Annotated in this window: 10 protein-coding genes; 7 read left to right on the plus strand and 3 right to left on the minus strand. The window is 60.7% G+C overall.

What is annotated here, in order from left to right:
* Positions 1-13: 13 nt before the first annotated feature.
* The 4 genes from ureG to ACSBQS_RS00205 are packed head-to-tail and all read left to right on the plus strand — an operon-like array spanning position 14 to position 3,674.
* Positions 14-649 carry an urease accessory protein UreG gene (ureG, locus tag ACSBQS_RS00190; RefSeq protein ID WP_033641969.1) on the plus strand — a complete coding sequence of 212 codons (636 nt, stop codon included), beginning with the start codon at positions 14-16 and terminating at the stop codon, positions 647-649.
* Positions 646-1,593, plus strand: a complete 948-nt coding sequence (locus tag ACSBQS_RS00195; RefSeq protein WP_047025805.1) for an urease accessory protein UreD — start codon at positions 646-648, stop codon at positions 1,591-1,593. Before ureG ends, ACSBQS_RS00195 begins: the two co-directional genes overlap by 4 nt.
* 19 nt (positions 1,594-1,612) lie before the next feature.
* The gene (yut, locus tag ACSBQS_RS00200; RefSeq protein ID WP_197666179.1) at positions 1,613-2,590 is read left to right on the plus strand and encodes an urea transporter; all 978 of its coding nucleotides are present in this window, start codon (positions 1,613-1,615) and stop codon (positions 2,588-2,590) included.
* Between the two features lie 40 nt (positions 2,591-2,630).
* Positions 2,631-3,674, plus strand: a complete 1,044-nt coding sequence (locus tag ACSBQS_RS00205) for a HoxN/HupN/NixA family nickel/cobalt transporter (RefSeq protein ID WP_046688284.1) — start codon at positions 2,631-2,633, stop codon at positions 3,672-3,674.
* Positions 3,675-3,747: 73 nt separating this feature from the next.
* On the opposite strand, the gene ACSBQS_RS00210 is transcribed toward ACSBQS_RS00205, so the two are convergent.
* Positions 3,748-3,900 carry a Hok/Gef family protein gene (locus tag ACSBQS_RS00210; RefSeq protein ID WP_434989403.1) on the minus strand — a complete coding sequence of 51 codons (153 nt, stop codon included), beginning with the start codon at positions 3,898-3,900 and terminating at the stop codon, positions 3,748-3,750.
* 289 nt (positions 3,901-4,189) lie between these two features.
* Positions 4,190-6,646, minus strand: coding sequence for an acyl-CoA dehydrogenase FadE (fadE, locus tag ACSBQS_RS00215; RefSeq protein ID WP_060659917.1), 2,457 nt, complete (start codon positions 6,644-6,646; stop codon positions 4,190-4,192).
* 246 nt (positions 6,647-6,892) lie between these two features.
* Between fadE and lpcA the strand changes: the two genes are divergently transcribed.
* Together lpcA and ACSBQS_RS00225 are read left to right on the plus strand one after the other, a co-directional pair.
* Positions 6,893-7,474, plus strand: a complete 582-nt coding sequence (lpcA, locus tag ACSBQS_RS00220; RefSeq protein ID WP_004930220.1) for a D-sedoheptulose 7-phosphate isomerase — start codon at positions 6,893-6,895, stop codon at positions 7,472-7,474.
* A gap of 103 nt (positions 7,475-7,577) precedes the next feature.
* Positions 7,578-8,381: a class II glutamine amidotransferase gene (locus ACSBQS_RS00225; RefSeq protein WP_019454310.1), complete on the plus strand. Its 804-nt coding sequence runs from the start codon at positions 7,578-7,580 to the stop codon at positions 8,379-8,381.
* Here ACSBQS_RS00225 and dpaA read toward each other — a convergent pair.
* A complete protein-coding gene (dpaA, locus tag ACSBQS_RS00230) occupies positions 8,316-9,083 on the minus strand; it encodes a peptidoglycan meso-diaminopimelic acid protein amidase (RefSeq protein ID WP_434989409.1) in 768 nt (255 codons plus the stop codon). The two genes, ACSBQS_RS00225 and dpaA, sit on opposite strands and share 66 nt — an antisense overlap.
* Positions 9,084-9,635: 552 nt before the next feature.
* On the opposite strand from dpaA, the gene ACSBQS_RS00235 reads away from it, so the two are divergent.
* Positions 9,636-10,985 carry a Na(+)-translocating NADH-quinone reductase subunit A gene (locus ACSBQS_RS00235; RefSeq protein WP_069099962.1) on the plus strand — a complete coding sequence of 450 codons (1,350 nt, stop codon included), beginning with the start codon at positions 9,636-9,638 and terminating at the stop codon, positions 10,983-10,985.

Below are 10,985 nucleotides of genomic sequence, written 5' to 3' on the forward strand. Positions count from 1 at the left end.
AGGAACGAGCAGAGTGAAGAAAATTACCCGCATTGGCATCGGCGGCCCGGTAGGCTCGGGCAAGACCGCGATTATCGAAGTCATTACGCCGCGTCTGATCGAACGGGGCATCAGCCCGTTAATCATCACCAACGACATCGTCACTACCGAAGACGCCAAACAGGTCAAGCGCACGCTCAAGGGGATCCTCGACGAGGAGAAAATTCTGGGCGTGGAAACCGGCGCCTGCCCGCATACCGCGGTGCGCGAGGATCCGAGCATGAATATCGCCGCGGTGGAGGAGATGGAGGCCCGTTTCCCGGACAGCGACGTGGTGATGATCGAGAGCGGCGGCGATAACCTGACGTTGACCTTCAGCCCGGCGCTGGCGGACTTTTACATCTACGTTATCGACGTCGCCGAAGGGGAAAAGATCCCGCGCAAAAACGGCCCGGGCCTGGTTCAGGCCGACATCCTGGTGATCAACAAAATCGATTTGGCGCCGTACGTCGGCGCCAGCCTGGCGGTGATGGAACACGATACGCGCGTGGTGCGCGGCGAGCGGCCTTATATCCTCACCAACTGCAAAACCGGCGAAGGCATCGACGAACTGGTGGATATGATCATGCGTGATTTCCTGTTCACCCACGCGCCGTCGGCGGCGGTATGACGGCCGTCAGCGAAGCGGCGAGGCGCGTGGCGCAACTCGGCGCCGACGCGCCGGAGTTGGCCGCCTACCAGGACGAACCGCCGCAGATGGCCAGCGGCGGCGTGGGCAAAACCGGCTATCTGCGGCTGGGGTTCGCGCTGAACGGGCATCGCAGCGTGCTGCGGCAAATGGAGCGGCGCGTGCCGTTTCTGGTGCAGCGGGCGCTGTATTGGGACGAGGCGCTGCCGCAGATGCCGTGCGTATTCGTCATCTCCACCTCGGGCTGCATCTTGCAGGGCGATCGCCTGACGCTCGAGGTGCAGGTCGCCCCCCGGGCCTGCGGGCATGTCACCACTCAATCGGCGACCAAGATCCACGCCATGGAAAATAACTACGCGGCGCAGATGCAGACGCTGACGCTCGAAGAGGGCAGCTATCTGGAGATGATGCCCGATCCGGTGATCCCTCACTGCGGCTCGCGCTTCATTACCGATACCCGCATTACGCTGCACCCCACGGCGACGCTGCTCTATGGCGAGATCCTGATGTCGGGACGCAAACACCATCAGGCGGATCGCGGTTTCAGATTCGACGTTTACTCTTCGCGCATCAGCGCCTGTCGCCCCGAGGGCAACACGCTGTTTGTCGAGCGCTATGTGCTGGAACCGCATAAACACCCGCTGAATGGGGTCGGCGTGATGGGGCCGTTCGATGTGTTCGGCAATGTGATCCTGCTGACGCCGCCCGAGCATCATCAGCGGATCCTCGATCGCATCGCGCCCCGCTATGACGAGGCTGAGGGGATCGCCAGCGGCGTCAGCCGGTTGCCCAATGAGTGCGGGCTGATCTTTAAGGCTTTGGGCAAAGAGGCGCGCCAGGTGAAGGCGGCGATTCGCGCTTTCTGGCGCATCGCCCGGGAGGAAATCCTGGGCGTGACGCTGCCCGAGCCTTTTATCTGGCGCTAGTCTGCAGCGGGAAGCGGTCATGACCACAAAGTGGAGTTGGGCGGCGTTGTGCGCCCGCAGCCGAATAGCGGCGGTGACGGATGCGGTGCTGCGCGGCTGTTCGCAGGTGATGTTTCAAAATAACCCGTTGACCGGATTATTTTTTTTCATCGCCATTTTCGTGGGCGCCTGGGAAGAGGGGCTGCCGCAGGTGGCCTTCGGCTGCCTGCTGGGCACGGTGGCGGCGACGCTCAGCGCGGCGTGGTTGGTGGACGATCGCACAGCGTTGCGCACCGGTCTCTATGGCTACAACGGCTGCCTGGTCGGCGCCGCGCTGCCGACCTTTTTGCTGCCCTCAGTCTGGCTGTGGATCGGCGTGATCTTCAGCAGCGCGATCTCGGTGATCGTCACCGTCGGCCTCAATCGGCTGCTGCGTACCTGGAAGATCGCGGCGCTGACCGCGCCTTTCGTGCTGACCACCTGGACGGTGCTGCTGGCCAGCTACCCGTTCAGCCATCTGCGGCATGTGCGGTTGCCGCCGGCGGCCATCCCGGCCGACGGCGCGGTGTTCAACCCGCATCCCGACCTGGCGGAGGTGTTGAGCGGTGCGTTGCACGGCGTCTCCCAGGTCTTTTTGTGCAGCAGCGTGAGCGGCGGCGTGCTGCTGTTGCTCGGGCTGGCGGTTTCGTCGCCGCGCGCGATGGCGCTGGGTTTTTTCGGCGCCTTGCTGGCGGTGATCACCGCGCTGGCGATCGGCGCCGATCCGCAGGCGGTCTTCGCCGGGCTGTATGCTTTCAGCGCGGTGCTGACGGCGGTGGCGCTGGGTTCCGTCTTCAACCCGCCCGGCCGGCGGGTGCTTATCTATACGCTGCTCGGCGTGATTTTCACGGTGCTGGTGCAGGGGGCTTTCAATACCTTGCTGGCTCCGCTGGGGATGCCGTCGTTGACCATGCCGTTCGTGATCGCGTCCTGGCTGTTTTTGAGCGCCAATCCGGCGGTGATCGCGGCGCGGCGCTAATCCATTGATTTCAACATAACGAGAAAACGGGAGTGTGGGTATGGCGGTAATTTCCGAAGGATTGCATGGCGCAGCCCGGCGGCGGGCGGTATCCCTGCTGCTGGGGCTGGTGGCGGTCAACGTCGTTGTCTGGCTGCTGGCGCTGGCGGTGTTCAAAGACAATGCGGCGCTGATGGGCACCGCATTGCTGGCCTACAGTTTTGGTCTGCGCCATGCGGTGGATGCCGATCACATCGCCGCGATCGACAACGTGACCCGCAAGCTGATGCAACAGGGCAAAACGCCGGTGGCGGTCGGCACCTTCTTCTCGCTCGGCCACTCGACCATCGTGGTGCTGGCCTCGGCCGCCATTGCCGCCACGGCGATGATGTTCAGCCGACAGATGGGCTGGTTTCACGAAACCGGCGGTTTGATCGGCACGCTGGTGTCCGCGCTGTTTCTGCTGACGGTGGCCTTTATCAACCTGCTGGTGCTGATCTCCGTGTGGCGCGCTTTCCGGCAGGTGAAGGCGGGCGAGCTGCCTGCGCATCAATCGCTGGATCTGTTGATGAGCGGCGGCGGTGCGCTGGCGCGCTGCTTCCGCCCGCTGTTCAGGCTGGTGAATCAGAGCTGGCACATGTACCTGGTGGGCTTCTTGTTTGGCCTGGGCTTCGACACCGCCACCGAGGTCGGGTTGTTGGGGATTTCGGCTGCCGGCGCCGGCCACGGCATGAACCTGTGGAGCATCATGCTGTTCCCGGCGCTGTTCGCCGCCGGCATGGCGCTGATCGACTCCATCGACAACTTCGTGATGATTGGCGCTTACGGCTGGGCGTTCTCCAAACCGATCCGCAAACTGTACTACAACATGACCATCACGGCGGCGTCGGTGATCATCGCGGTGTTTATCGGCGGCATCGAAGCGCTCGGACTTATCGCCGACAAGCTGGCGCTGTCCGGCCCGCTGTGGGACGCCGTCGCGCGGCTCAACGATCATCTGGGGGAGATGGGCTATTGGGTGATCGCCGTGTTCATTTTCTGCTGGCTGGTGTCGGTGGTGAATTACCGCCTGCGCGGTTATGACAAGCTGACGGTCAGCGGCTGAAAAGGCGGGTGCTCGTGGATCCTGCCTGACACCATCAGCCAACGGGCGGGGCGAACCCCGCCGTTGGGTTGCCTTACCGTTCGGATTCGTAAGCCAAAGTGGCCGCAACCTCCGAGTCTCCCAACCTGATGCGCAGTTCGCACAGCGAACCGCGGGTTAGCCAGATGAACGCTATCAGCGTCATACAGACGATCACCAGCTCAAGCACGACCCGTTTTTGCTGCATTTTTGACCTCCCTATCCTTGCCTTGCGGCGGGTAAGAGGCTAACCTGATGTTGCTAGGCATCAGAGTGGCCTCGGGTTGATAATATCGACTCGGGGCCTTTCTCTTTCTCTCCTTTGCCAAGGCGCCGGACAGAAAGATCCAGAGCACCCGCTGCGCAGTCTACCCGAACTTCCTTCCCGTGAAATTCGCCGTTGCGCCAACCTGCGGCGCGGTGCGCAGTTCGTGATGCAAGAAAAGAAAAAGGGGCGATGATGATCGCCCCTTGGATGCGTGGAGTAGGAATTGGCGTTAAGCCGCTTCGGTCTGCTGTTGGCGCTTAGACTGCGCCGCCGGCTTTTCCTGCTTGGCGGCCGCCAGCGCATCCGGCGCAAAGTCGTCCACGTTGATGGAGCGCAGACGGCTCTCTTCGGCTTTCACCAGGATCTTCGCTTCGTCGGCGCTGATCTTGCCTTCTTCCAGCGCGCGTTCCGCCAAACGATCCAGACGGGTGAACGGCAGGTTTTTGCCGGCCGCCTTGCACAGACGTTCGTGAATCGGCTCGGCGGCCATCACGTCGGCCAGCGCCGCTTCCAGCAGGCCGATTGGGTTATGCTCGCTCGGCGTCAGGTACTGGCCGCGCCCCAGACGGCTGCGGGTGGCGGAAGGCACCTGCAGGATCTTGGCCAGCTGATGATCCAGGCGATCGGACGGTGCGGTATGCACGCGTCCGAACGGGAAGACCACGAAGCGCAGCGCGCCGGCGATAAAGCGGTTCGGGAAGTTGCGCAGCAGATCATCCAGCGCCTGTTCGGCTTTATGCAGGCTGTCTTGCACGCCCCAATGCACCAGCGGCAGATCTTCTTTCTGACGGCCTTCGTCGTCAAAGCGTTTCAGCACGGCGGAAGCCAGGTACATCTGGCTGAGGATATCCCCCAGGCGAGCGGAGATGCGCTCGCGGCGCTTCAGGCTGCCGCCCAGCACGCCCATGGAAACGTCCGACAGCAACGCCAGGTTGGCGCTCAGGCGGTTCAACTGCTGATAGTAACGACGGGTCGCGTCCTTGGTCGGCGTGGCGCTGGTGCGGCCGTTGGTCAGGCCCAGCCAGAAGCTGCGTACCTTGTTGCTGCCGACGTGGCCCAGGTGGCCGAACAGCGATTTATCGAAGGCGTTCAGATCGTTGTTCTGCGCCGCCGCCATTTCATCCAGCACATAAGGATGGCAGCGGATCGCGCCCTGACCGAAGATCATCATGGTGCGGGTCAGGATGTTCGCGCCTTCCACCGTGATGGCGATCGGTGCGCCCTGATAAGCGCGAGCCAGGAAGTTGGATTCGCCCAGCATAATGCCTTTACCGCCGGCGATGTCCATGGCGTCAACGATCGACTGCTGGCCGCGGTGCGTACAGTGGTATTTGACGATGGCCGACAGCACGGCCGGTTTCTCGCCCTGCACCAGCGCGTAGGTGATCAGCGAAGCGGCGGCGTCCATCACATAGGTGTTGCCGGCGATGCGCGCCAACGGCTCTTCGATCCCTTCCATCTTACCGATGGAGATCTTGAACTGACGGCGAATGTGCGCGTAGGCGCCGGTCGCCAGGGCGATGGATTTCAGGCTGCCGGTGGAGTTGGACGGCAGGGTGATGCCGCGACCGACCGACAGGCATTCAACCAGCATGCGCCAGCCCTGGCCGGCCATTTTCGGGCCGCCGATGATGTAATCGATCGGCACGAACACGTCGGTGCCGCGGGTCGGGCCGTTCTGGAACGGCACGTTCAGCGGGAAGTGGCGGTTGCCGATTTCCACGCCCGGCGTGCTGGTCGGGATCAGCGCGCAGGTGATGCCCGGGGATTCGTTGTCGCTCAGCAGGCGGTTAGGGTCATGCAGTTTGAATGCTAAACCCAGTACGGTGGCGACCGGCGCCAGCGTGATGTAGCGCTTGTTCCAGGTCAGGCGCATGCCCAGCACCTGCTTGCCTTGCCATTCGCCCATGCACACGGTGCCGACGTCTGGAATGGCACCGGCATCGGAGCCCGCTTCCGGGCTGGTCAGCGCGAAGCAAGGAATTTCGTCGCCGCGCGCCAGGCCCGGCAGATAGTGGTTTTTCTGTTCTTCGGTACCGTAGTGCTGCAGCAGTTCGCCTGGGCCGAGGGAGTTCGGCACGCCGACGGTGATCGCCAGGATGCCGGAAACGCCGGCCAGTTTTTGCAGCACCATCGCCTGAGCGTAAGGTGAGAATTCCAGACCGCCGTACTCTTTCTTGATGATCATCGCGAAGAAACGGTGTTCTTTCAGGTACGCCCAGAGTTCAGGCGGCAGATCGGCCAGTTCGTGGGTGATCTGGAAGTCGTTGGCCATGCGGCAGGCTTCTTCCACCGGGCCGTCGATAAACGCTTGCTCTTCTTCCGTCAGGCGCGGTTTCGGGTAGCTGTGCAGCTTGTTCCAGTCCGGCGCGCCGCGGAACAGATCGCCTTCCCACCAGGTGGTGCCCGCGTCGATCGCTTCCTTCTCGGTGGTGGACATCGGCGGCATCACCTTGCGGAAGGCGCGCAGCGCCGGCGCGGAGAGCAGAGAGCGACGCACAGAGGAAAGGTTCAGCGGCAGCAGCACGATCGCCAGCGGCAGCAACAGCCAGAAGCTCCACAGGCCGATCGCGCCCATGGCGGCGGTGTACGCCACCAGGATCAGGCTGCTGAGGGTAAGGTTCACTCGGTGGTAGAACACCACGCCGAGGAGAGCCAGTAAAACGACAATACTAAGAACCATCATAAGAAGCTCCGAAGTAGTAAGAGGTCTGACCTGTTGTGTGTATGTAATAGGTTTTAGTACAAGGCAGAATTTTTATCAATGCGTTTACAGTTTAATTACAACTCAGGTCACAAACTGACAGCACCAATCATCAAAAACCTCTCCGCTTCCTTAACCGGCGCGCTGTTTGGCTGAGAATGCTTCTCGCTGTTTCCGCGATCCGGTACACTGCGGAGCGGAAGATTTGACGATAACAAGAGGTTCCTCATGTACCACGACCTTATTCGCAGTGAACTGAACGAAGCGGCTGATACCCTGGCGAAATTTATCAATGACGACGCCAACATCGACGCCATCCAACGCGCGGCGGTGCTGCTGGCGGACTCCTTCAAAGCCGGCGGTAAAGTGATCTCCTGCGGCAACGGCGGTTCCCATTGCGACGCGATGCACTTCGCCGAAGAGCTGACCGGCCGCTACCGTGAAAACCGCCCGGGCTACCCGGCGATTGCCATCTCGGACGTGAGCCATCTGTCCTGCGTCAGCAACGACTTCGGCTATGAGTATGTGTTCTCCCGCTATGTGGAAGCGGTGGGCCGCGAAGGCGACGTGCTGCTGGGCATTTCCACCTCCGGCAACTCCGGCAACATCATCAAGGCCATCGACGCGGCGCGCGCCAAGGGGATGAAAGTGATCACCCTGACCGGCAAGGACGGCGGCAAAATGGCGGGTTCCGCCGATGTGGAAATCCGTGTGCCGCACTTCGGCTACGCCGATCGCATTCAGGAAATCCACATCAAAGCGATTCACATCTTGATTCAGCTGATCGAAAAAGAGATGGTTAAGGCTTGATAGCCTTCGGGGGGGCTCCGGCTCCCCCAGGAATAAGACAGCGGGCGCCGCATGCATGCCGCGCCCGCACAGCGTATGTCAGTGTGGTTAAGGAGTGCTGGCGATGTGTGAACTGCTCGGGATGAGCGCAAACGTACCGACCGATATCTGCTTCAGCTTTACCGGCCTGGTACAGCGCGGCGGCCGCACCGGGCCGCATAAGGATGGCTGGGGCATTACCTTCTATGAAGGGAACGGCTGCCGCACATTCAAGGATCCGCAGCCGAGCTTCAACTCGCCGATCGCCCGCCTGGTGCAGGACTATCCGATCAAGTCTTGCGCGGTGGTGTCCCATATTCGCCAGGCCAACCGCGGCGAAGTGGCGCTGGAAAACACCCATCCGTTCACCCGCGAACTGTGGGGCCGCAACTGGACCTACGCGCACAACGGCCAATTGAAAGGCTATCGCCAGCTGGATACCGGCACGTTTCGCCCGGTCGGCCAGACCGACAGCGAATACGCGTTTTGCTGGCTGCTGCATCAGCTGGCGTTGAAATACCCGCGCACGCCGAGCCAGTGGCCGGCGGTGTTCCGCTATATCGGCCTGTTGGCGAGCCAGCTGCGCAAGAAAGGGGTATTTAACATGCTGTTGTCGGACGGGCGCTTCGTGATGGCCTATTGCTCCACCAACCTGTATTGGATCACGCGCCGCGCGCCGTTCGGCAAGGCGACGCTACTGGATCAGGACGTGGAGATCGATTTTCAGCAGCAGACCACACCGAACGATGTGGTCACGGTGATCGCCACCCAACCGCTGACCGCCAACGAAACCTGGCACAAGATTGAGCCAGGCGAGTTCGCGTTATTTCACTTCGGTGAGCGGCTTGTTCTGAGCGAAGGGATTGGTGTTGGGCGTCGGGCTGGTTGACGCGTACTGCGTCATCTGGCCGCTGCTCATCAACGGTTGACCCAGCACATACTGGCCGTTGTCCACGGTCATCATCGGCGGCTGGTGGTTCTTCGCGAAGTAGTCATAGCCCGGCTTCAGCTGGCGCCAGAAGGCGATATAGCTGGATGACGCATGGCGCTTCAGGTTCTGTTCGGTCATGCGGAACGGGTAGATGCTGATGTCGACGCGGCTTTGGCCATAGGCGAAGGCGGCTTCGACGTAGCGATAGATCTCATCCATATAGGTGTTGGTCATCGCGTAACAGCCGATCGATTTACATTCGCCGTGGATCATCAGATAAGCGCCGGAATAGCCCTGCGACTTATCGTACTCATTAGGGAAACCGATATTGATCGCCCGATAATACTTGCTGTCGGGTTTCAGATGGCGCGCGTCAACGCTATAAAAGCCTTCCGGACTTTTAAAGTCGCCTTCACGACGTTTAGGACCCAGCCCGCCGGAGAAATTACAGATCGGGAACGTATTGACCAAGCGGAATTCATTGCCCATTTTGGCATACAATTCCAGCTTGCGTTCCTCTTTGAAGATCTGAATATAGACCGGCGACCCCAATAATTGCTGTTTAACTACCGGCGCTTCGGGTACCTGCTCGCTGGCGCTGCAGGCCGTGATCATCGGCATAGAAACAAGCATCGCAAACAACAGCGCGATTTTGCTCATTATTATTCCTGCTTATATTTATCTGCCGGCGCAATGAGATTGGCCAGCGTGCCACTGATTATTGTTTTTACTGCTGCAAAACACCGCCAGATTACCAGCGCGTTTATTTTTAGCAATACGTGATATGTATAAAAAAACGACAAAGCTCGATAAAAGTGAAATGACCGGCAGATTTTAACGATAAGTAGTGAAAAACAGGCGAAATTTAATTGCGTTTGCTTGACACAAGTCACGACGGAACGCAGAACAATGTTGCGAACAATGTTAATATTCTCTCTTCAATTTAACGCGCTGTGGCGATTGAAGCGGCAAGAGTTATGGCATATAACCCGGCCGTTTTGATGGTTATTTGGCTACATGCCGTTAACACATCGACTGTCGCGCAAACAACGGAAGGGGGATTCAAGGGAATGCGCGTTACCCCAGTTTTTCACTGCGAGAAAGTTCATGTTGGGCGTGCCGTTGTGCGCACTGCCCGGCAATCCTGGCATCGTCAGCACCCGCCTCTGGGGCCGGTCAGACGTGTAAACCAAACTACATCGTATAAATCCTATGATTAAGATCAGAAAAGGGTTAGATCTGCCGATAGCCGGAGCCCCGGTTCAGGCGATCCAAGATGGCCCGAACATTCAGCATGTCGCCCTGCTTGGGGAAGAGTATGTCGGAATGCGTCCCTCCATGCTGGTGCAGGAAGGCGATACCGTTAAGAAAGGCCAGGCGTTGTTCGAAGATAAGAAAAACCCCGGGGTTTTCTTCACGGCTCCCGCCAGCGGCCGCATCGTCGCGATTAACCGCGGCGAGCGGCGCGTCTTGCAATCGGTGGTGATTGCGCTGGAAAACGGCGGCGACGATCAGCTCGAGTTTGCGCATTATCCGTTGGGTGAACTCAGCCAACTGCCGCGCGAACAGGTCGAAAGCGAACTGATCGCCAGCGGCCTGTGGACCGCGCTGCGCACCCGCCCGTTCAGCAAAACGCCAAGCCCCGGCAGCGAACCGCGCGCCATTTTCGTCACCGCGATGGATACCCAACCGTTGGCCGCCGATCCGCAAGTGATCATCGCCGAACAGCAGGCGGCGTTCAACGCCGGGCTGGTGGTCTTGGCGCGTCTGACGGCGGGCAAGGTGCACGTATGCCACGCCGCCGGCGCCTCGGTTGGCCAGCAGAGCGGCCCGCAGATCGCCTACAGCGAATTTGCCGGCCCGCATCCCGCCGGGCTGGCGGGCACCCACATTCACTTCCTTGAACCGGTCAGCCTGAAGAAAACCGTTTGGCACATCGGTTACCAGGACGCGATCGCCATCGGCACCCTGTTCACCACCGGTAAGCTCGATACCCAACGGGTCGTGGCGCTGGCCGGGCCGCAGGTGGCGCAGCCGACGCTGCTGCGCACCCGCCTGGGAGCCAGCCTCGATGAACTGACCGCCGGCCGCCTGAAAGAGGGCGAGAACCGGGTGATCTCCGGTTCGGTGCTGAACGGTATGCAGGCCGCCGGGCCGAACGCCTGGCTGGGCCGTTTCCACTCGCAGGTGTCGGTGCTGGAAGAAGGGCGCGACAAAGAGCTGTTCGGCTGGATCGTGCCGTCGCCGAACAAGTTCTCCATTACCCGCACCACGCTGGGCCACTTCCTGAAAAACAAACTGTTCGCCTTCTCGACCACCACTAACGGCGGCGAACGCGCCATGGTGCCGATCGGCAACTATGAGCGGGTGATGCCGCTGGATATTTTGCCGACGCTGCTGCTGCGCGATTTGCTGGCGGGCGACAGCGACAGTGCGCAGGCGCTGGGCTGCCTGGAGCTGGACGAGGAAGATCTGGCGTTGTGCACCTTCGTTTGCCCCGGCAAGTATGAGTACGCGCCGGTGCTGCGCGAGGTGCTGACCAAGATTGAGCAGGAAGGATAA

The sequence above is a fragment of the Serratia sp. H402Y genome (genome assembly GCF_051172415.1).
Lineage (GTDB): Bacteria > Pseudomonadota > Gammaproteobacteria > Enterobacterales > Enterobacteriaceae > Serratia > Serratia ureilytica.

What these genes read in the sequence shown, in the direction of transcription:
- ACSBQS_RS00195 (WP_047025805.1), top strand. Translation starts at nt 646, where the DNA reads ATGACGGCCGTCAGCGAAGCGGCGAGGCGCGTGGCGCAACTCGGCGCC.
- yut (WP_197666179.1), top strand. Translation starts at nt 1,613, where the DNA reads ATGACCACAAAGTGGAGTTGGGCGGCGTTGTGCGCCCGCAGCCGAATA.
- ACSBQS_RS00205 (WP_046688284.1), top strand. Translation starts at nt 2,631, where the DNA reads ATGGCGGTAATTTCCGAAGGATTGCATGGCGCAGCCCGGCGGCGGGCG.
- ACSBQS_RS00210 (WP_434989403.1), bottom strand. Translation starts at nt 3,900, where the DNA reads ATGCAGCAAAAACGGGTCGTGCTTGAGCTGGTGATCGTCTGTATGACG.
- fadE (WP_060659917.1), bottom strand. Translation starts at nt 6,646, where the DNA reads ATGATGGTTCTTAGTATTGTCGTTTTACTGGCTCTCCTCGGCGTGGTG.
- lpcA (WP_004930220.1), top strand. Translation starts at nt 6,893, where the DNA reads ATGTACCACGACCTTATTCGCAGTGAACTGAACGAAGCGGCTGATACC.
- ACSBQS_RS00225 (WP_019454310.1), top strand. Translation starts at nt 7,578, where the DNA reads ATGTGTGAACTGCTCGGGATGAGCGCAAACGTACCGACCGATATCTGC.
- dpaA (WP_434989409.1), bottom strand. Translation starts at nt 9,083, where the DNA reads ATGAGCAAAATCGCGCTGTTGTTTGCGATGCTTGTTTCTATGCCGATG.
- ACSBQS_RS00235 (WP_069099962.1), top strand. Translation starts at nt 9,636, where the DNA reads ATGATTAAGATCAGAAAAGGGTTAGATCTGCCGATAGCCGGAGCCCCG.